Annotated in this window: 20 protein-coding genes; 9 read left to right on the plus strand and 11 right to left on the minus strand. The window is 73.7% G+C overall.

What is annotated here, in order from left to right; all coding sequences use genetic code 11:
- Positions 1-141 precede the first annotated feature (141 nt).
- Together K7396_RS11965 and K7396_RS11970 are read right to left on the minus strand one after the other, a co-directional pair.
- Positions 142-2,310, minus strand: coding sequence for a VMAP-C domain-containing protein (locus K7396_RS11965; RefSeq protein WP_086718603.1), 2,169 nt, complete (start codon positions 2,308-2,310; stop codon positions 142-144).
- Positions 2,310-2,735 (minus strand): CU044_2847 family protein, encoded by a 426-nt coding sequence (locus tag K7396_RS11970; RefSeq protein WP_086718604.1) that lies wholly within the window; start codon positions 2,733-2,735, stop codon positions 2,310-2,312. Before K7396_RS11970 ends, K7396_RS11965 begins: the two co-directional genes overlap by 1 nt.
- A gap of 153 nt (positions 2,736-2,888) precedes the next feature.
- On the opposite strand from K7396_RS11970, the gene K7396_RS11975 reads away from it, so the two are divergent.
- Entirely contained in the window at positions 2,889-3,071 is a 183-nt protein-coding gene (locus K7396_RS11975) for a DUF6104 family protein (RefSeq protein WP_030081126.1), read from the plus strand.
- A 120-nt stretch (positions 3,072-3,191) separates the two neighbouring features.
- Here the strand turns inward: K7396_RS11975 and K7396_RS11980 are convergent, their stop codons facing one another.
- The gene (locus K7396_RS11980; protein ID WP_143589121.1) at positions 3,192-3,623 is read right to left on the minus strand and encodes a hypothetical protein; all 432 of its coding nucleotides are present in this window, start codon (positions 3,621-3,623) and stop codon (positions 3,192-3,194) included.
- A 229-nt stretch (positions 3,624-3,852) separates the two neighbouring features.
- Between K7396_RS11980 and K7396_RS11985 the strand changes: the two genes are divergently transcribed.
- Together K7396_RS11985 and K7396_RS11990 are read left to right on the plus strand one after the other, a co-directional pair.
- Positions 3,853-4,785 carry a DUF4097 family beta strand repeat-containing protein gene (locus K7396_RS11985; RefSeq protein WP_152104579.1) on the plus strand — a complete coding sequence of 311 codons (933 nt, stop codon included), beginning with the start codon at positions 3,853-3,855 and terminating at the stop codon, positions 4,783-4,785.
- Positions 4,786-4,787: 2 nt separating this feature from the next.
- The gene (locus K7396_RS11990) at positions 4,788-5,993 is read left to right on the plus strand and encodes a PadR family transcriptional regulator (protein ID WP_152104578.1); all 1,206 of its coding nucleotides are present in this window, start codon (positions 4,788-4,790) and stop codon (positions 5,991-5,993) included.
- 195 nt (positions 5,994-6,188) lie between these two features.
- Here K7396_RS11990 and K7396_RS11995 read toward each other — a convergent pair whose 3' ends face one another.
- Positions 6,189-7,355 (minus strand): serine hydrolase domain-containing protein, encoded by a 1,167-nt coding sequence (locus K7396_RS11995; RefSeq protein ID WP_152104577.1) that lies wholly within the window; start codon positions 7,353-7,355, stop codon positions 6,189-6,191.
- Between the two features lie 358 nt (positions 7,356-7,713).
- Between K7396_RS11995 and K7396_RS12000 the strand changes: the two genes are divergently transcribed.
- On the plus strand, positions 7,714-8,595 hold the full coding sequence (locus K7396_RS12000) for an SCO6745 family protein (protein ID WP_086720707.1): 882 nt from the start codon (positions 7,714-7,716) through the stop codon (positions 8,593-8,595).
- 35 nt (positions 8,596-8,630) lie between these two features.
- Here the strand turns inward: K7396_RS12000 and K7396_RS12005 are convergent, their stop codons facing one another.
- The 5 genes from K7396_RS12005 to K7396_RS12025 all read right to left on the minus strand — a co-directional run bounded on the left by K7396_RS12005 (position 8,631) and on the right by K7396_RS12025 (position 12,583).
- Positions 8,631-9,194: a Clp protease N-terminal domain-containing protein gene (locus K7396_RS12005; RefSeq protein ID WP_086720708.1), complete on the minus strand. Its 564-nt coding sequence runs from the start codon at positions 9,192-9,194 to the stop codon at positions 8,631-8,633.
- Positions 9,194-9,403, minus strand: coding sequence for a helix-turn-helix domain-containing protein (locus K7396_RS12010; RefSeq protein ID WP_086720709.1), 210 nt, complete (start codon positions 9,401-9,403; stop codon positions 9,194-9,196). The genes K7396_RS12005 and K7396_RS12010 overlap by 1 nt, the downstream gene beginning before the upstream one ends.
- A 160-nt stretch (positions 9,404-9,563) precedes the next feature.
- A complete protein-coding gene (locus K7396_RS12015; protein ID WP_086720710.1) occupies positions 9,564-10,196 on the minus strand; it encodes a HutD/Ves family protein in 633 nt (210 codons plus the stop codon).
- Positions 10,197-10,257: 61 nt separating this feature from the next.
- Complete coding sequence (locus K7396_RS12020; protein WP_086720711.1) at positions 10,258-11,220, minus strand: zinc-binding dehydrogenase; 963 nt, start codon at positions 11,218-11,220, stop codon at positions 10,258-10,260.
- 139 nt (positions 11,221-11,359) lie between these two features.
- Entirely contained in the window at positions 11,360-12,583 is a 1,224-nt protein-coding gene (locus tag K7396_RS12025) for an NAD(P)-dependent malic enzyme (protein ID WP_086720712.1), read from the minus strand.
- Between the two features lie 529 nt (positions 12,584-13,112).
- Between K7396_RS12025 and K7396_RS12030 the strand changes: the two genes are divergently transcribed.
- From K7396_RS12030 to K7396_RS12040, 3 genes are all read left to right on the plus strand, one after another.
- Positions 13,113-14,087, plus strand: coding sequence for an ABC transporter substrate-binding protein (locus K7396_RS12030; RefSeq protein WP_086720713.1), 975 nt, complete (start codon positions 13,113-13,115; stop codon positions 14,085-14,087).
- A gap of 62 nt (positions 14,088-14,149) precedes the next feature.
- Positions 14,150-15,094, plus strand: a complete 945-nt coding sequence (locus K7396_RS12035; protein WP_086720714.1) for an amino acid ABC transporter permease — start codon at positions 14,150-14,152, stop codon at positions 15,092-15,094.
- A 47-nt stretch (positions 15,095-15,141) separates the two neighbouring features.
- The gene (locus K7396_RS12040) at positions 15,142-15,894 is read left to right on the plus strand and encodes an amino acid ABC transporter ATP-binding protein (protein ID WP_086720717.1); all 753 of its coding nucleotides are present in this window, start codon (positions 15,142-15,144) and stop codon (positions 15,892-15,894) included.
- 182 nt (positions 15,895-16,076) lie between these two features.
- On the opposite strand, the gene K7396_RS12045 is transcribed toward K7396_RS12040, so the two are convergent.
- Positions 16,077-16,883, minus strand: a complete 807-nt coding sequence (locus tag K7396_RS12045; RefSeq protein ID WP_107421246.1) for a class I SAM-dependent methyltransferase — start codon at positions 16,881-16,883, stop codon at positions 16,077-16,079.
- A gap of 49 nt (positions 16,884-16,932) precedes the next feature.
- On the opposite strand from K7396_RS12045, the gene K7396_RS12050 reads away from it, so the two are divergent.
- Entirely contained in the window at positions 16,933-17,562 is a 630-nt protein-coding gene (locus K7396_RS12050; RefSeq protein ID WP_086720716.1) for a CGNR zinc finger domain-containing protein, read from the plus strand.
- Here the strand turns inward: K7396_RS12050 and sodX are convergent.
- Positions 17,466-17,936 (minus strand): nickel-type superoxide dismutase maturation protease, encoded by a 471-nt coding sequence (gene sodX, locus K7396_RS12055; RefSeq protein ID WP_152104598.1) that lies wholly within the window; start codon positions 17,934-17,936, stop codon positions 17,466-17,468. The genes K7396_RS12050 and sodX overlap by 97 nt on opposite strands.
- A gap of 168 nt (positions 17,937-18,104) precedes the next feature.
- Here sodX and sodN point away from each other — a divergent pair, with 168 nt between their 5' ends.
- Positions 18,105-18,500, plus strand: a complete 396-nt coding sequence (sodN, locus tag K7396_RS12060; RefSeq protein WP_030085982.1) for a superoxide dismutase, Ni — start codon at positions 18,105-18,107, stop codon at positions 18,498-18,500.
- Positions 18,501-18,570 lie beyond the last annotated feature (70 nt).

Below are 18,570 nucleotides of genomic sequence, written 5' to 3' on the forward strand. Positions count from 1 at the left end.
GTCGCGGGGGCCAAGTGCCCTGCGCGGGGCGCCACTTGCGGCACGAGGGGCGGAGGCGGCCGGAGCGGGCACCGGGCGCGTGCGAGGCGCTGGGGGGCGTGCGCGGCGCCCGGATCACCGGGGGGCGGCTCCGGGCTCCGCTCATCGCGGGGACAGCTGGGGACGGTCGGCGAACAGCGGCGGGATCGGGTCCTCCGGATCGTCGTAGAGGAGCACCAGATCGCGGGCCCAGTGGGTGCCCTCCCCGGCGGCCTCGGCGGCCTTGGCGCGCAGCTGCCGGACCAGTTCGGGGAGGCGGACCAGCCCGCCCGAGCCCTGGAGCAGCTCCCGCACCCCGCGGTGGAACTCCTCGCACCGGGCGTCGCAGTCCCGCTCCTCGCCGTGGCCGCCGGCCGGCCACAGCCCGGCGGGGAAGCCGGTGTCCAGCACCGCGCCGACCGCGTCCCGCCCGAACCCGTCGGCGACCGTGTGGCACAGCGCGGGCAGCGCGCCCTCGCCGGCCGTCTCCAGCAGCCGCCAGACCGCCTCCGCCGAACCGGACCCGGCGCCGTCGCCCGCCTGCGGCGCGATGCGCAGCGCCCGCAGTTCCCCGGCGGCGGCCAGGCCCTGCCAGCGGCGCAGCCAGGCCGGGTCGACCTGCTCGCGCCGCCCCTGGTCGCGCAGGATCACCGCGCGCCCGGAGCCCACCGGCCGCAGCCGGGCGGTGCGCCGGGTGGAGGCCGCCACCTCCCACCGGCCGGCGGCGGTGTGCCAGTGGCCTTCGGGGACGGCGACCTCCAGGCGCACCCGGGCGCCCGGTCCGGCGTCGCCGTCGGCCCGCAGCAGCCGCCCGCCGAGCCGGCACAGCACCTGCTCGCGCGCCTGCTCGAACGGCACCCCGCCGGCCGACTCCTGGACGTCCACCCGCAGCCACTGCCCGCGGCCGTAGCCCTCGCTGACCGACCAGTTGAAGAGCTCCGGTCCGCCCTCGTCGTAGAACAGCGGCTCGAACTCGACGAGCACCGAGCGCGGGCGGCGGCGCACCGGTCCGATCCTGCGGCGGTCCTGCGGCTGCAGCACCACCGCCTTGGCCTGCACGAACTCCGCGAGGCGGGCGGCCTGTCCGCGGACCGCGGCGGCCTCGTCGCCCGGTACGTCGCGCGCCTCGTCGGCGGTCAGCTGCGCCACGATCCGCAGGTAGTGCACGAAGGCGCGCAGCTCCGTGTAGGGGTCGCTGCCCTGGTAGAGCGCGCCGTGGCCGTCCCGCCAGGTGCGCAGCGACCAGGCCCCGGGCCCGTCCCCGCGCTCCAGCACCTCGCCGACCGCGGCCTCCACGACCAGCGGATCGCGGGGTGCGGGCAGGCGGGCGAGCAGGTCCAGCGCCTGCAGCCGCTCCTGCACGCCCCACAGGCGGCCCCGTCCTGACATGATCGCGTGCTGGGCGTCGAACCAGGTCGGCCCGGCGGCGCGGCCGAGTTCCTGCCCGGCCCAGTGCCAGCGGTCGTGCAGGCTCATCAGCGCGTGGTACGGGTCGGGCCCCAGGCCCTCGGCGCCCGGGACGAGGTGTTCGGGTCCCAGCCCGCGCAGCGCGGTCACCGGCACCGCGAGCCCGACGTGGTCCTGCTGGTGGCGGCCCTTGACGATGCCGACCACCTCGCCGCGGTCGCAGTCGATCAGCGGTCCGCCGGAGGCGCCGGGGGTGACCCGCACATCACTGCCGAACTGCAGCCCCCGGGCGTCGCGGGCGCCGAAGCGGACCGCGATGAAGGGGTCGACGGGGGCCCGCGGCGCGGCGGGCGTCTCCCGTGCCGCGCGCCCGGCGCGCCCCCCGGACCGGCCCGCGGCCGCGCCGCCGCGCGCCCCGCCGTTCCCAGGGGCCTCCCCGCCCCCCGGACCCGGCTGATCGTGCCCGCGGAAGATGTAGGCGTCCTCCAGGAGCGTCGCCGGCTGGTCGCTGAGCCAGGCGCAGGGGTGCTCGGGCTCCGGGTCGAGCAGCCGGACCAGCGCGAGGTCGGCGCGGGCGGCGGGGCCGGCGTCCGGGTCGGGCCGGCTGAGGTCGTACGCCGGGCGCGCCGGCACCACCCGGCCGCCGAACGCGACCCCGAGGACGCCGTCCGGCCCGGTGTCGCGGCGCCGCCCGTCGCTCGCCGCGAGCACATGGGCGCAGGTCAGCACCCATCCCGGGGCGATCAGCACACCGCTGCCCCAGGGCCGTCCCGCGGTGGCGCCCGGCCGGGCGCGCAGGGAGACGGTGGTGCGTCCGGCGTGGTCGAGGAGCTGTGCGTAGTGGGCGGCGCGGTCGCCGCGCCCCGCGGGCTCGGAAGTCGTCATCAGCGGCTCGCGTCGTCCGGCTCCCGGCGGCCGGCCGCGTCCCGCCGGTGCGGTTCCGCCGGCGGCGCCGCGTCCTCGCGCCGCCAGGTGAGCGTGACCGAGAGGTTGGCCTTCGCCTCGCCGTCCGCGAGCAGGGCGACGGCCTTGCCGGGCTTGGCCGAGAGCTCCACGCCGAAGGTCACGCTGGTCTCGTGCGGCGCGACCCGCTCGGTGGCCCGGCGGACGCTGGCGGCGACCCCGCCGATCACCTCGCGGAGCCCCTCGACCCGGGCGCCGAGCGCGTCCCAGGCGCCGACGTCCTCGAATTCGCCGTCGGCCTCGTCCGCGTCGCCGGGCCCGGCGAGCCCGGGGGCGTCGAGCCGGGAGACCCGGGCCCAGACCTCCGTGCCGTCGGGCAGCTCGATCCGCTGCGGGCGCTCGTGCATCACGGCCTCCTGCTCCCCGTGGGCGGCAATTCCCCCCTTGCCGCGGGACCGTTGACAGGTGATCAGGCTAGCCCCCGGCCGCCTGTGGCGCGAGAGGTCCGTGAGCCTGCCTATCCTGGCCGGGAATGACCCATGACCCCTGGTGGAGAGCGCGTGTATTTCACTGACCGTGGCATCGAGGAGCTGGAGAACCGGCGCGGCGAGGAGGAGGTCACCCTCGGCTGGGTGGCCGACCAGCTGCGTACGTTCGTCGACCTGAACCCGGACTTCGAGGTGCCGGTGGAGCGGCTGGCCACCTGGCTGGCCCGGCTGGACGACGAGGACGAGGACGAGTAGCGGTCCGGTCCCGCCCCGGCGTACGGGGCGGGCCGGCCCTGCGCGGCGGATGCCGCGCGACTTCCCGTGCGCAGGGCCCACCGCCGCGCGGGCGGCGGGCCGTACGCGAACAGTCCCGGGTCAGACGTAGCGCAGCGCGTTGCGCATCCGCATCTTCACGTCTTCCTCATCGTTGAACGCCGCCCGCCCGGCCCGCGCGTCGTGCTCGGCGTGGGCCCGCTTGTTGTTCAGCTCGGCCCTCCGCGCCCCCTGCTGGGCGGCACGGAGCGCGTCCCGGATCTCCTCCGCGTGCCGCGCGTGCCGGCAGGCCCCCTGCCCCTGGACGGCGTACTTCTGGGTGGCCTGGTTGTGGCCGATGGCCTTCTTGTAGCTGTGGGCGCGGTCGGCCGACAGCGCCTTGTCGTTCGCCGAGTTCGTCTTGACGACCAGGCTGTGACAACTCGCGGCGGCGGAGACCGGAGCGGGGGCGGGCGCGGCCTGTGCCGACGCGACCGGCCCGGCCACCGCGGCACCGAGCATCAGAACCGAGAGCAACCCCGTTGTTTTACGCACGTGTTCGACTCCTCCATGGCATGCGCCACGACATCGATGGACACCCCCGAGGACGCCGGCACCGCACCGGACGGTTGCGCCGGCCGCACCCGGAAAGATCAAGGACGCACGGCACAGCGCGCACATGGGACACACCCCCGAACACGGCACTTGACTTGCCCCATCCGCGATATATCGTGTGTGAAGTGAACGCGATATGTTGCGTTGCAGCCGTCCAGGGGAGGCAGGCATGTCCACGGGGACCGAGTGGTCGCACCGACCGACGCAGGTCAGCTCACCACGCACGCTGGAGATCACCGAACCCTTCGACGCCGTGACCGTGCGCCTGGTCAACGGCACGGTCAACGTCGTCGGCACCACGGACGACGGCCCGGCCCGGGTCGAGATCAGCGAGCTGCACGGCCCGCCGCTGACCGTCTCGTGCACGCACGGCACCCTGTCGGTCGCCTATGACGACCTCCCGTGGAAGGGCTTCTTGAAGTTCTTCGACCGCAAGGGGTGGAACCGCAGCGCGGTGGTGTCGGTGACCGTGCCCGCCGCCACCCGCGTCGAGGTCGGGGTGGTCGGCGCCGCCGCGATGGTCTCCGGCATCACGGGGCGCACGGACGTCCGCGGCGTCTCCGGCGACAGCACGCTGGTCGGACTGACCGGCGAGGTGCAGGCCGACACCGTCTCCGGCAACGTCGAGGTCCAGTCGGTCAGGGGCGCGCTGCGCTTCCACTCCGTCTCGGGCGATCTGACGGTCGTCGACGGCGCGGGCGGCGCGGTGCACGCCGACTCCGTCAGCGGCGACATGGTCCTCGACCTGGACCCCGGGCAGGACGCCGACATCGCGCTGACGACGGTCTCCGGGGAGGTTGCCATCCGGCTGCCCGACCCCGCCGACGCCACCGTCGAGGCCAACACCGCGAGCGGCACGGTCTCCAACGCCTTCGACGACCTGCGGGTCAGCGGTCAGTGGGGCGCGAAGCGGATCACCGGTTCGCTGGGCGCGGGCAGCGGCACCCTCAAGGTCACCACCGTCTCCGGCGGCCTGGCCCTGCTGCGCCGCCCCGCCGCCGAGGACGGGGGCGGCCGGGCCGCCGCTCCCGGAACGGGCCCCGCCCCCGGCCCGCACGACGACTCCCCCGCCGGCCCGCCCTCCGGGAAGAAGGTGCTCTGAGCATGCCCCCCGTCTTCGCCCACGGCCGCCTGCGCCTCTACCTCCTCAAGCTGCTGGACGAGGCGCCGCGGCACGGCTACGAGATCATCCGCCTCCTGGAGGAGCGCTTCCAGGGCCTCTACGCCCCCTCGGCCGGCACGGTCTACCCCCGGCTGGCGAAGCTGGAGGCCGAGGGCCTGGTCACCCACGCGACCGAGGGCGGCCGCAAGGTCTACTCGATCACCGACGCCGGACGCGCCGAACTCGCCGACCGCGGCGGCGAGCTGGCCGACCTCGAACTGGAGATCCGCGAGTCGGTCGCCGCGCTGGCCTCCGACATCCGGGAGGACGTGAGCGGCTCGGCGCGCGATCTGCGCCGCGAGATCCGGGAGGCCGCCCAGCAGGCCCGCAAGGACGCGGGGACGCCGGGGAAGGCGGGGCGGAAGGACGGCGGGGCGCCGGACGCGGAGCGGGACGCGGCCGGGCGGCACTTCGCCGAGGCAGCCGACTACCTCGACGCCGCGTTCGGCGACAAGGAGTCCTGGCGGCAGGCGAAGGAGGACTTCCGGCGCGCCAGGGAGGAGTGGAAGGAGCAGGCCCGGCGGGCCAAGGAGGAGAGCCGCCGCGCCCGGCAGGACGCCCAGCGGGCCCGTAAGCAGGCCAGGGACGCCCAGGTGTTCGCGCGCGAGGAGGTCCAGCGGGTCATCAGGCGCGTACAGGAGCAGACCCAGGAGGCGGTGCGGTCCGGCGACTGGTCGGGGGCGGTGCGCGAGGCACTGTCCGAGGTGTCCCGCGAGGCCGGGCGCTTCACCGGCGGCCCGTCCGGCGCCGGGCGGGGCGACGCTCCGCAGGGCGCCGGGCGGGACCGGGCGGACGACGGGACCCGGGTGACGGTCGAGCGTGTCGACCTGGCCGAGGAGGGCCCCGAGGAGGGCCCCGGGGCGGGCCCCGGGGCGGGCCCCGGGGCGGGCCCCGGGGCGGGCCCGGCGGCCGCGTCTCCCCCGGCCCCGGAGTGGGCAGGGGAGCCGGCGGGCGACGATCCGGCCCGCGACTTCGACCGGCTGCTGGACCGCTTCCGCGACGACCTGAGGGACGCCGCCCGCGATCACGGCGTCACGGCCGAGCAGCTGAAGGAGTCCCGCCACCGGCTCTCCGCGACCGCCGCCCACATCGGCGCCCTGCTGCGCCACCCGGAGCGGTACGGGGGCAATGGAGGGCGGGAGGACTGAGGGGGCGGGGCGGACGAGGCGGACGGAAGGGCTGGGCGGCCGGGGTGGCGCGGCTTGCCCCGGACCTGTGGGCCGGAACCGGCACCCCGGCCGCCGCCACCCCGCCACGCCGCGCAGGCCGGGCGCCCTTGGGAAACACACCCCCGCCACGCGGCCGGGCGCCTCCCGGGGCGCGCCCGCCGCCCCTCCGTCGGCTCAGCCCCCGGCCCCCGCCACCTCCGGCGCCCCGACGCACGAGCGCAGTGCCTCGATGAGCCGTTCGGCGCGCTGGTCGCCGCGGCCGCCCATCCGGTTGGCGGTGTAGGCGAACCCGACGCCGAACTCGTCGTCGCCGAAGGCGAACTGGCCGCCCGCGCCGCTGTGGGCGAAGGAGCGCGGCCCGAGCAGCCGGCGGAACGCCGAGTCGAGGAGGAAGCCGCTCCCCCAGCGCGCGCCGAGGTCCGGGAAGCCGGACCAGGAGGGCCCGCCGGACAGCTGCCGGACGGCGTCGGTGACGGTGTCCCGGGACAGCAGCCGGGGCCCGCCGTCCAGGCCGGTGGCGACCGCCGCGTACAGGGCCGCCAGACCGCGCGCCGACGAGACGCCGCCCGCGCCGGGGAATTCGGCGGTCAGCAGGGCGGGGGAGTTGTAGCCGTGCGGGTCGTCCAGTCCGGGGAAGGGCACGACCCCGTTCATCGTCAGGGCCCGCATCGGCAGCAGGTCGGCGCTCGGCAGCGCCGGCCGGTCCGCCGCCTCGACGAGCCGCGCCATCCCCGGCACCTCCTGCGGCGGCACGCCGATCCAGGTGCGCAGCCCCAGCGGGTCGCCGATGACCTCGCGGAAGCGGGCACCGGGCGTACGGCCGGTGCGGCGCCGGATCACCTCGCCGACGAGGAAGCCGAAGGCATGGGCGTGGTACTCGAACGCGGTGCCGGGCTCCCACAGCGGCCGCTGTTCCTCCAGCGCGCGGATCACCGGCGTCCAGGCGGTCAGCTCCTCGAACGCCAACCGCCGCTCGACCAGCGGGATTCCGGCGGTGTGGGCGAGCACCATCCGGGTGGTGATCCGCTCCTTGCCGTGCCGCCCGAACTCCGGCCAGCAGTCCGCCACCGGGGCGTCGAGGTCCCACTCCCCTTCCTGTGCGAGCTGGTGGGCCAGGATGGTGACGACGGCCTTGGTGAGGGACATGACGGGAAGGACGGTGTCCCGCGCCCACCGGCGCCCCGTCCGGTCGTCGGCGACACCGCCCCACAGGTCGACGACCTTGCGGCCGTCCACGAACACGGCTGCCGCGGCGCCGAGTTCACCGCGTTCGGCGAAGTTGCGGGCGAACTCGTCGGCGAAGGCCCCGAACCCCTCGTCGGCCCATCCGTGGTACGGCATGCGGCGCTTCCTCTCACAGACGCAATGGCCCCCCGTGGGCCGTCGGCCGGGGCACCCTACGCACGGAGGCCGCCCGGACTCGATCGAATATCCGGCGCACCGGGGGACGCCGGCGCCTCCCGGCCGCGGCGGCCGGAACCGGTGGGACCCAACCCCGCTCCAACTACGGACAGTTGTCATCTGCGGCCTGGATTCACGCGGCGTAATCGGGGAAGTGACTACTTCGCACGGCTTTTCACCCGGCACCGGCCTCCGGGGAGCCCCGGCCGCCCGGCGCCGCGGGCCGACGGCCGTGCTGCGGACCACGGTCCCGCCCCCCTTGTCTGCGCACGCATCGTGAAGGCCATGAGGTAAAGCGATGTCGGAATACCCTTCGGTCGCCCGCCGGATGTGGCACCTGCTGGAGCCGCTGCACGCCACGCTGTACTTCGCCCCCGAAGCCCGCCAGGTCGCCGCCGGCCTCGGCCATGACGTGTCCTCCCGCTGGCCCAGCTACTTCGCCTGGCGCACAGCGCCGCTGGGCGCCGCGGGCCCCGAGCTGGTGGCCGCGACGTACTACAGCTTCAGCCCGCGGATGATCGCCCGGTACCTCCCGCGGATCTGGACCGTCGCGGACCCGGCCAAGGTCCTGGACGCGCGGCTGCTGGCCATGGACCGTGCGCTGACCGCCCTGACCGGCGGCCGGCTGAGCGCCGCGCAGCTCGCCGAGGCGGCCCGGCTCGCCCGGCAGGCCGCCGAGAACGCCGGCCCGGCCGCCCGGCCGCTGGCCGCCGCCAACCGCGATCTGCCGTGGCCGGACGCCCCGCATCTGGTGCTCTGGCAGGCCGCGACGGTGCTCCGCGAACACCGCGGCGACGGCCATCTGGCGGCGCTGCTGACCTGCGGGCTCGATCCGTGCGAGGCCTTGGTGTCGTTCGCCGCGGTCGGTGCCGCGCCGGCCGCCGACTTCGCGGGGCGCGGCTGGAGCGCTCAGGAGTGGCGCGACGCCCGGCACCGCCTCGCCGCCCGCGGCTGGATCGCCCCGGACGGCACCGCGACCGAGCGCGCCCGGACGGAACGCGGGGCGATCGAGCGGACCACGGACCGGCTGGCGGCCGGTCCGTGGCGGGCGCTGGGCCACTCCCGCGCCGAACGGCTGGCGCAGCTCCTCCACCCCGTCGTGGGCGCGGTGTTCGAGGCCGGCTACCTCCCCCGGCGCAGCACCCTGGGCATCGGAACGGTCAAGGTCGGCTACCCGTAGCGCGTTTCAGCCGCCGCACCGGGCGACCCGCCGCCTCAACTCGCGCGCCGCCCCCGGGACTCCTCGAGCACCCGCACCACCTCGCCGTGGGTCACCCCGTGATCGGCGAGCACCGCGGCGGCCGGTCCGCGCCCGGCGGCCAGCGCCAGCAGCAGATGCTCGTCGCCGAGGCAGCGCTCACCGCGGCCGACCGCGATCCGCAGGGCCCGCTCCAGCACGGACTTCGCCTCCGCGGTGAACGGCCGGCGCAGCCGCCCGCGGCGCCCGGCCCGTCCGTCGGCGGCCAGCGCGCCCACCCCGTGCTGCCGCTCGACCCGCGCCACGACCGCGTCGACATCGATCCCGAGCCCGGCCAGCGCCGCCGCGTCGGCCGTGGACACCCCGCCGCGCCGGCGCACCGTCGCGAGGGCGTCCACCACCGACGCCCGCCGCTCGTGGACACCGAGCGCGCCGAGCACCGCGGCGGCCGGTGAGTCCCTACGGTCCAGCAGTGCGAGCAGCAGCTCCGGTTCGCCGACCGTGCCGCTGCCCGTACGGTCCGCCTGCTCCGCCGCCCCGCGCACCACCGCACGCGCCCCGGCCGTGAACTTCTCGAACATCAGCGCCTCCCGTGCTTCTTGTGCACCGCCTGCCGGCTGATCCCCAGCTCCGCCGCGATCTCCTGCCACGACCAGCCCTTCGCACGGGCGCTGCGCACCTGCACGGCTTCGAGCTGCTCCAGCAGCCGGCGGAGCGCGGCCACGGCGCGGAGCCCGACCCGGGGGTCCCGGTCACCGGCCCGCTCGGCGAGATCCGTTGCTTCGGTCATGGCTGTCAATTTACGTTGACACAGACGGCGCGTCAACCATCATTGACACGCGACGCGCTACGGACACGGAGAGGTGCTACGGACACGGGGAGGGGGACGGCCAAGAACACGCGGGACCTGTCGATGACGCGCAGGGCGAATCAAGGACGGGCGGGGCCGGTCAAGGACGCGCGGAACCGGCCGTGGACAGGGCGATCACCACCGCCGTGCCGTCCGTCCGCAGCCCGGCGGCGGCCGCGTCCCGCGCCGTCAGCAGCGCCGCGTCGAACCGCGCCAACTCCGCCTCCTCCGCGCCGGGTGCCGTGATCAGCGCGGGCCCCTCGACCGCCACCACCAGGACCTCGTCCGGCCCGTCGGCGCTGCCGTCGCCCGCGCCGCCGTCACGGGCACCGCCGTCGTCCGGCCACACCACCCGGCTCCCCCGCGCCACCTCCACGGTCGCCGTCGCCCGCCCCTCCCGGAGCATCACATTGAGGTTGACGACGGGGCCGTCCAGCAGCCGGGAGCCGGTGGCGGCGGCGCCGGGGAAGGCGAACGGGCGGTGGCGTCCGGGCAGGAGCCGCGGGACGCCGTCCACCGTCAGCTCCAGCCCGGCGCCCTCGACGACGGTGAGGATCCGCCGGACGCCGGGCAGCGGTGAGTACGGCCCGTCCCGGGTGACGTCCGCCAGGCTGACGCGCCAGGCGAAGGTCTCCCAGCCGGCGCCCGGCGGCTCGACGGCGACCTCGCGGGTCACCCCTCCGCCGTTGCTCCACGGCGCGGCACGGCGCCCCTCCGCCCGCAGAATCCGCACGCGCCGGCTCCTCCTCGCCTCATCCGCGTCACACGGGACACCAGCGGTCCCGCGCCAGGGTTCAGACCGTCAGCACGACCTTGCCGAACAGCTCGCCCTCGGCCATCTTCGAGAAGCCCTCGCGCGCCCGGTCCAGCGGCAGCGTCGAGTCGATGACCGGCCGGATGCCCTTGGCCGCGCAGAAGCTGAGCAGCGACGCCAGCTCCTCCTTGCTGCCCATCGTGGAGCCGACGATCTTCAGCTCCAGGAAGAAGATCCGGTTGAGCTCGCCGCTCTTGGGGGTGTAGCCGCTGGTGGCGCCCGAGATGACCAGGCTGCCGCCGGGACGCAGCGACTTGACGGAGTGCGACCAGGTGGCGGCGCCGACCGTCTCGATCACCGCGTCCACCCGCCGCGGCAGCCGCTCGCCGGACGCGAACACCGCCTCGGCGCCCAGCTCCAGCGCGCGCTTGCGCTTGGCCTCGTCCCGGCTGGTGGCGAAGACCCGCAGGCCCGCGGCGGCGCCCAGCACGATGGCGGCGGTCGCGACGCCACCGCCGGCGCCCTGCACCAGCACGCTGTCCCCGGGCCGTACGCCCGCGTTGGTGAACAGCATCCGGTAGGCGGTCAGCCAGGCGGTCGGCAGGCAGGCCGCCTCCTCGAAGGACAGCTCCTTCGGCTTGGGCAGCACGTTCCAGGCCGGGACGGTGACCTGCTCGGCGAAGGTGCCCTGGTAGCGCTCGGTGAGGATGGAGGGCTTCTCGGCGGGGCCGACGCCGTGCCCGGTCTGCCCGATGACGGAGTGCAGGACGACCTCGTTGCCGTCCGCGTCCACCCCGGCGGCGTCGCAGCCGAGGATCATCGGCAGGCTGTCGTCGGTGATGCCCACCCCGCGCAGCGACCACAGGTCGTGGTGGTTGAGGGAGGCGGCCTTGACGTTGACGGTCGTCCAGCCGGGGCGTACGTCGGGGGCCGGGCGCTCCCCCAATTCGAGGCCGTTCAGCGGCTGGTCACGGTCGATGCGGGCGGCATAGGCAGCAAACATGATCCCAACGTAGGCCGCGGCGGGGCGCCGCGGTACCGCGCAGGGGTGTGACACGCACCGCGCCGCGCCGGGACAACGGGCCGGGCCCGCACCCGTGTGGGGTGCGGGCCCGGCCCGTCGCGTGTCGGTGGCGGCGAGGTCAGCGGCGCGCCACGCCCTCGGCGCGGGCGGCGGCCGCGACGGCGGCGGTGACGGCCGGCGCGACCCGCTCGTCGAACGGCGAGGGGATGACCCGGTCGGCGCTGAGCTCCTCGGCGACGACGGCGGCCAGCGCCTCGGCGGCGGCGAGCTTCATGCCCTCCGTGATCCGGCTGGCGCGCACCTGCATGGCACCGGCGAAGATGCCCGGGAAGGCCAGCACGTTGTTGATCTGGTTCGGGTAGTCGCTGCGCCCGGTGGCGACCACGGCCGCGTACTTGTGCGCGATCTCCGGGTGGATCTCCGGGGTCGGGTTGGCCATCGCGAAGATCAGCGAGTCCTTCGCCATCTTCGCCACCGCCTCCTCCGGCACCGTGCCGCCCGAGACACCGATGAAGACATCGGCGCCGTCCAGCGCGTCCTGGAGCGAACCGGTCAGCCCGCCCTTGTTCGTGAAGCCGGCCACCTCGCGCTTGACGTCCGTGAGGTCGGAGCGGTCGGCGGAGACGATGCCCTTGCGGTCGCAGACCGCGACGTCCCCGATGCCCGCCTCGATGAGGATCTTGGCGATCGCGACGCCTGCCGCACCGGCGCCCGAGATCACCGCCCGCAGCTGGCCGAGCGACCGGTCGGTCAGCTTGGCGGCGTTGCGCAGCGCGGCCAGCGTGACCACGGCGGTGCCGTGCTGGTCGTCGTGGAAGACCGGGATGTCCAGGGCCTCCTGGAGCCGGCGCTCGATCTCGAAGCACCGCGGCGCCGAGATGTCCTCCAGGTTGACGCCGCCGAAGGACGGTGCCAGGCGGACGACGGTCTCGACGATCTCGTCGGTGTCGGTGGTGCCGAGCGCGATCGGCACCGCGTCGACGCCGCCGAACTGCTTGAACAGGATGGCCTTGCCCTCCATCACGGGGAGGGATGCCTCCGGGCCGATGTCGCCCAGGCCCAGCACCGCCGTGCCGTCCGTGACGACGGCGACGACCTGGGACTTCCATGTGTAGTCGTGAACGAGCTCGGGCTGCTCGGCGATGGCGCTGCACACCTTGGCGACGCCCGGCGTGTACGCGAGGGACAGGTCGTCCTTGTCGCGGACCGGAACGGTCGCCTCGATGGCCATCTTGCCGCCGCGATGCAGCGCGAAAGCCGGGTCGAAGGCATCGTCGGGCGCACTGCCCGTGCCCGTGCCGGTATTGCTGTCGCTGCGAGGATTGACGATCTCCGCTGCCACTTGTCTTACCCCTTTTATTCGTAAATCTGCTGAGGGTGGCCACTCCCTGGTTGAGGGGTGGGCGGGCACCGCGTCCGCGCCGTGCACGGCGGATGGCCGCCGCGCGCGGGGAGGTACGGACGCCGGGCGCGCCGCACACGCGCCCTGAGCCCCGGATGAGGGGTGTAACGCACCTTTCTACCCGACGGGCGCGCGCCCCGACGAGTCAGATTCCTTACCCTCGGGTTCAGAGATCCGACAATAACCGTGAAATGCACAAAAAACTCAGAAGGGCGATCCCCCCACGGTCCGGATTCCGAGACGCCCGGATCGGGCCGGGAAGCCCCGGGTTGGGCGGAGGCCGGTGCTCCCCTTGCCGCACAACGGCGCCACCTCGCCTTCTCCGTCCGTTATCCGATTTTGACCATTACGACAGTCCGAATACCGGAGCCCGGATGGCAGGATTCCGTCACCAACCGAGGTCGCGACGTTCGACGGTGTGCCCCCGGCCCTTCGCCACGTCGGCTTCTCCATCCGCAGGAGGATCAGCATGACCGCACGCACCACCCGTCGCACGGCCATCGGCAGGTCTCGCACAGCCGCGGCCGCGGCGGCCGCGGTCGCCGCCTCGCTGCTGCTGCTCAGCGCCTGCGGCGACCAGACGGACGCCGCCATCGCCAAGCGCGAGGCGAAGAAGAACCGCGACGTCAACGCGCCGCTGTTCAAGAAGCTGCCCAAGGATGTCCAGGAGAAGGCCATGCTCCAGGTCGGCTCGGACATCACCTACAAACCGGTGGAGTTCCGCTCCAACGGCGCGGTCGTCGGCATCGACCCGGACCTCGCGGCGGCGATGAGCAAGGCGTTGGGCATCAAGCTCAACTTCAACAACGCCACCTTCGACACCCTCATGGGCGGCCTGAAGTCCAAGCGCTACGACATCGCGATGTCGGCGATGACGGACACCAAGGAGCGCCAGGAGGGCATCGACAGCAACACCGGCAAGAAGATCGGCCAGGGCGTCGACTTCATCGACTACCTCAACGTCGGCGTCTCGCTCTACACCCAGAAGGGCAAGACCAAGGGCATCGACGGCTGGGAGACGCTGTGCGGCAAGAAGCTCGCGGTGCAGCGCGGCACGGTCTCGCACGACCTGGCCAAGGACAAGTCGAAGGCCTGTGAGAAGAACGGCGAGCAGCCGATCTCCATCGAGGCGTTCGACAACGACTCCGAGGCCCAGACCCGGCTGCGCACCGCCGGCGTGGACGCCGTCTCCAGCGACTACCCGGTCGCGGCCTACGCGGTGAAGGTCTCCGGTCACGGCAAGGATTTCCAGATGGTCGGCGGCGCGCCGCTCAAGGCGGCCCCGTACGGCATCGCGGTCCCCAAGGGCCAGGAGCGGCTGCGTGACGCGCTCCGGGCCGCGGTGGAACTCGCGATCAAGAACGGCTCGTACGCCAAGGTCCTGGACAAGTGGGACGTCAAGGACGCCGCGGTCAAGAAGGTGGAGCTCAACGGCGGCTCCTGAGCCGCCGCGCACCCGCCCCTTAGCTCCGCGCACCTCCCGCCGAACGCTGAAAGGCAACACCCGTGTCAGTTGACGTCGACAAGTCGGCCCAGCCGCCGGCGGACGCTCCGCCGCCCCAGCCCGAGCCGATCAAAGCCATCCCGGTCCGCCATTACGGCCGGTGGGTGGCGGCGATCGTCGTCCTCGGACTGATCGCCCTGCTCGGCCGGGCCTTCGCCGCCGGGAACGTCAACTGGGACGCCATCCCCCAGTACATGTTCAACGCGGACATCCTCAAGGGCCTGCGCAACACCCTGCTGATCACCGTGCTCTCGATGATCATCGGCATCGTGGGCGGCGTGGTCCTGGCCGTGATGCGCCAGTCCAAGAACCCGGTCACCTCGACCGTCGCGTGGTTCTACGTCTGGTTCTTCCGCGGGACGCCGGTCTACGTCCAGCTGTTCCTCTGGTTCAACCTGGGCCTCGTCTTCCAGTACATCGACATCATGCCGATCTACAAGGACGAGTGGTCGGACTTCATGACCCCGTTCCTGTGCGCGCTGCTGGGCCTCGGGCTCAACGAGGCGGCGTACATGGCGGAGATCTGCCGGGCCGGCCTCAACGCCGTCGACGAGGGCCAGACCGAGGCGGCGCACGCGCTGGGCATGAGCCACGCCAAGACGCTGCGCCGGATCATCGTGCCGCAGGCGATGCGGGTGATCGTGCCGCCGACCGGCAACGAGGTCATCAACATGCTGAAGACCTCCTCGCTGGTGATCGCCGTCCAGTACTACGACCTGCTCCAGGCCGCGCAGAACGTCGGCCGGGACTCGGGCGTCGTCGTGGAGATGCTGATCCTCGCCGCCGCCTGGTACCTGATCGCCACCACCGTGCTGAGCATCGGCCAGTACTACCTGGAGCGCTACTACGCCCGCGGCTCCAGCCGGCAGCTCCCGCTCACCCCGCTCCAGCGCGCCAAGGCGAAGCTGTCCGGCGGCTTCAACCGCTCCGCCGGAGGTGCGGCATGACCAGCAAGATGACGACGAGCAAGGCCGCGGGCACCAGCGGCGCCCCGATGGTGCTGGCCGAGGGCGTCCACAAGTCCTTCGGCGCGGCCCACATCCTCAAGGGCATCGACCTGGAGGTCGCGCCCCGGGAGGTCTTCTGCCTGATCGGCCCGTCCGGCTCCGGCAAGTCGACGTTCCTGCGCTGCATCAACCACCTGGAGAAGGTGAACGCGGGACGGCTGTCCGTCGACGGCGAACTGGTCGGCTACCGCGAGCACAACGGCAAGCTCTACGAGCTGCGCGACAAGGAGGTCGCCGCCCGCCGCCGCGACATCGGCATGGTCTTCCAGCGCTTCAACCTCTTCCCGCACATGACCGCGGTGGAGAACATCATGGAAGCGCCGATCCAGGTCAAGGGCGAGTCGAAGGCCGCGGCGCGGGAGCGGGCGGTCAAGCTCCTGGACCGCGTCGGCCTGTCCGACAAGGCCGGTAACTACCCCTCGCAGCTCTCCGGCGGCCAGCAGCAGCGCGTCGCCATCGCCCGCGCGCTGGCGATGGAGCCCAAGCTGATGCTCTTCGACGAGCCGACCTCGGCGCTGGACCCGGAGCTGGTCGGTGACGTCCTGGACGTCATGAAGGACCTGGCGGCGGACGGCATGACGATGGTCGTCGTGACCCACGAGATGGGCTTCGCCCGCGAGGTCGGCGACTCGCTGGTCTTCATGGACGACGGCGTGGTCGTCGAATCGGGCCACCCGCGCGAGGTGCTCGGCAACCCGCAGCACGAGCGGACGAAGTCGTTCCTGTCGAAGGTGCTGTAGGGCCGCGCCGGCCGGGCGCCGGACGCGGTGGCCCCGGCGTCTTCCGGGGCGCCGCGGGACGCCGCAGGCCGTGCCCGCCGCCGTCGCCGGATCCGTGGACCGCGGCGGGACCTGCTCTTCCCGAGGAGGCCCCGCCGCGGTCCTCCGCCGTCCCCGGACGGGGCGACGGTGCGCCGGGCCCCTTACTTCAGGCCCAGCACCAGCCCGTCCGTGGGCGAGGCCCAGACCGGCCGCGCCTCGGCGAACCCCGATTCGCGCAGCACCGCCGCGTGCCAGGCCGCCGAGGGGGTGTCGCCGTCCGCGTGCTCGCCGTAGATCTCGAAGCGCTCGGCGGTCGGCCCGGCCAGCCGTGGGTCGGCGGCCGCCAGCTGCCACCACTCGGCCCAGTCGACGGCGCCGGCCGCCTTCGCCTCGTCCATCCGCCGGTGCCGGAAGGCCCGCTCGGCGGCGTTGATCCGCGGGGTGGCCGGCTCGGGCATGTGGTCGGCGTTCATGAAGACCCCGCCGTCCCGCACCAGGGTGCCGACCTGCCCGTAGAGCCCGCGCAGCTCCTCGGTGTGCAGCCAGTGGAGCGCGGTGGCGGTGAGCACGGCGTCGTACGAGTCGTGCGGCAGCCGGTCCGTCCACCGAGGGTCCTTGAGATCGGCCCGTACGAAGCGGACCCGGCGCTCGCCGGCGAAGTACCCTTCCGCGATGGCCAGCAGCGCGGGATCCAGATCGACGCCCACACTCTCGGCCTCGGGGAACCGCTTCAGCAGCCGGTCGGAGATACTGCCCGTGCCGCAGGCGAGGTCCAGCACCCGGGGCGCGGGGCCCACCAGCGCCTCGACCATGTCCAGCATCACCCGCAACCGCTCCTCGCGGTCGGGCATGTACCACTCCTGCTGGCGGTCCCAACTGTCCTGCCACGCCTGCCAGCCGGCGCCGACGACGGTCTCGGTCATCGCTTCCCCTCCATGACGTAATACCCTCGTACGAAGAACACCCATTACTTCGTTCAGCACTCCGCACCCTAACCCCCGCCCGTAAGGACTACAAGTGGAACTGGCCTATTACTCGGACTATGCCGTGCGACTGGTCAACACCGAGCAGCCCGAGCGCGGCAGCGACAGCCTCACCACCGTCGAGGCGGTGCGCGAACTCTTCGGCCCCGCCCAGCAGGTCGCCCGGCGCGCGAACGACAGCGACGTCACCAGGCTGCGCGCGGTCCGCACCCGGCTGCGCGCCGTCTTCGAGGCCGCCGACGGCGGCGACGAGGTGCTGGCCGTGGACCTCCTCAACGCCCTGATGATGGAGTTCCCCGTCAGCCCGCAGATCTCCGGCCACGAGTACCGGGATGCGGACGGGCGGCCCGACTGGCACATGCACATCGCCGACCATGCCGCCAACGCCACCGCGAGCTTCGCCGCGACCGCCTGCATGGGCCTGGCGTTCCACCTCACCGAGCTGGGCGTGGACCGGCTGGGCATCTGCGAGGCCCGGCCCTGCCGCAACGCCTACCTGGACACCTCGACCAACCGCTCCCGGCGCTACTGCTCCGACCGCTGCGCCACCCGCGCCAACGTCGCCGCCTACCGCGCCCGCAAGCGCCTGGAGAGCGAGCGCTCGGCCCGTACCGGCCGGACCGCCGACACCGCCCAGGACAGCACGCCGGCCACCGAGCGCTGAATCCCCCGCGGCGGCCGCACCCGCACCCAGGCGCGGGCGATGACCAGTTCGTCGGGAACCACCCCGAATTCCCGGCTGTCGTTCTCGACGAACGGATTGTCCCCCTGGACCCACCAGCCGCCGTCCCGCCGCCCCACGACCCGCTTGACGATCAGCAGATCCTGCCGGAACGGGTGCCGCAGCACGACGACGTCACCGGGCCGCACCGCCGCCCCGTACCGCACCACCAGCTGGTCGCCGGGCTGCAGCGTCGGCACCATCGACGGGTTGTAGACCTCGGCCAGCCCGAACGCGCGCAGCGGCCCGCCCCGGCCCGGCCCGGCCTCCGCGTCCTCGCCCTGCCCCGGCCCGCGCGCGTGCACCCGCTCCGGCATCCCGTACCTCCCGGCCCAGCCCCGGTCCGACCCGTTCACCGGCCCATCCTCCCTCAGTCCCACCTCGGCACTGGACTTTTGCCCTAAGACCCCCGGGCCGACCAAGAAAAGCCTTCCCGCACCGAGTAATCTCGCACCTGAGAAGACGATCACGAGGAAGGACTGAACATGCTTTCGCGCCTGTTCGCCCCCAAGGTGAAGGTCAGCGCCCACTGCGACCTGCCCTGCGGCGTGTACGACCCGGCCCAGGCCCGCATCGAGGCCGAGTCGGTCAAGGCCGTCCAGGAGAAGTACCAGGCCAACGAGGACGCGGACTTCCGCACTCGCGCCGTCCTGATCAAGGAGCAGCGCGCCGAGCTGGCCAAGCACCACGTCTCGGTGCTGTGGAGCGACTACTTCAAGCCCCCGCACTTCGAGAAGTACCCGGAGCTGCACCAGCTGGTCAACGACACCCTCAAGGCGCTCAGCGCCGCCAAGGGTTCCAACGACCCGGCCACCGGCCAGAAGGCCCTGGACTACATCGCCCAGATCGACAAGATCTTCTGGGAGACGAAGAAGGCTTGAGCCTTACCGGGCGGTCGGACCCGTGCCTGCACGGGTCGTCTCGCCCACCCGACCGCACCCGGTCCGCGCG

The sequence above is a fragment of the Streptomyces angustmyceticus genome, assembly GCF_019933235.1.
Taxonomy (GTDB): domain Bacteria; phylum Actinomycetota; class Actinomycetes; order Streptomycetales; family Streptomycetaceae; genus Streptomyces; species Streptomyces angustmyceticus.

Bases quoted from the DNA above. Each gene is read 5' to 3' on its own strand.
- K7396_RS12040 (WP_086720717.1), top strand. From the start codon at position 15,142: ATGGTGCTGGCCGAGGGCGTCCACAAGTCCTTCGGCGCGGCCCACATC.
- sodN (WP_030085982.1), top strand. From the start codon at position 18,105: ATGCTTTCGCGCCTGTTCGCCCCCAAGGTGAAGGTCAGCGCCCACTGC.
- sodX (WP_152104598.1), bottom strand. From the start codon at position 17,936: ATGCCGGAGCGGGTGCACGCGCGCGGGCCGGGGCAGGGCGAGGACGCG.
- K7396_RS11990 (WP_152104578.1), top strand. From the start codon at position 4,788: ATGCCCCCCGTCTTCGCCCACGGCCGCCTGCGCCTCTACCTCCTCAAG.
- K7396_RS12010 (WP_086720709.1), bottom strand. From the start codon at position 9,403: ATGACCGAAGCAACGGATCTCGCCGAGCGGGCCGGTGACCGGGACCCC.
- K7396_RS11965 (WP_086718603.1), bottom strand. From the start codon at position 2,310: ATGACGACTTCCGAGCCCGCGGGGCGCGGCGACCGCGCCGCCCACTAC.
- K7396_RS12020 (WP_086720711.1), bottom strand. From the start codon at position 11,220: ATGTTTGCTGCCTATGCCGCCCGCATCGACCGTGACCAGCCGCTGAAC.
- K7396_RS11995 (WP_152104577.1), bottom strand. From the start codon at position 7,355: ATGCCGTACCACGGATGGGCCGACGAGGGGTTCGGGGCCTTCGCCGAC.
- K7396_RS12045 (WP_107421246.1), bottom strand. From the start codon at position 16,883: ATGGGTGTTCTTCGTACGAGGGTATTACGTCATGGAGGGGAAGCGATG.
- K7396_RS12005 (WP_086720708.1), bottom strand. From the start codon at position 9,194: ATGTTCGAGAAGTTCACGGCCGGGGCGCGTGCGGTGGTGCGCGGGGCG.
- K7396_RS11970 (WP_086718604.1), bottom strand. From the start codon at position 2,735: ATGCACGAGCGCCCGCAGCGGATCGAGCTGCCCGACGGCACGGAGGTC.
- K7396_RS11985 (WP_152104579.1), top strand. From the start codon at position 3,853: ATGTCCACGGGGACCGAGTGGTCGCACCGACCGACGCAGGTCAGCTCA.
- K7396_RS12000 (WP_086720707.1), top strand. From the start codon at position 7,714: ATGTCGGAATACCCTTCGGTCGCCCGCCGGATGTGGCACCTGCTGGAG.
- K7396_RS12030 (WP_086720713.1), top strand. From the start codon at position 13,113: ATGACCGCACGCACCACCCGTCGCACGGCCATCGGCAGGTCTCGCACA.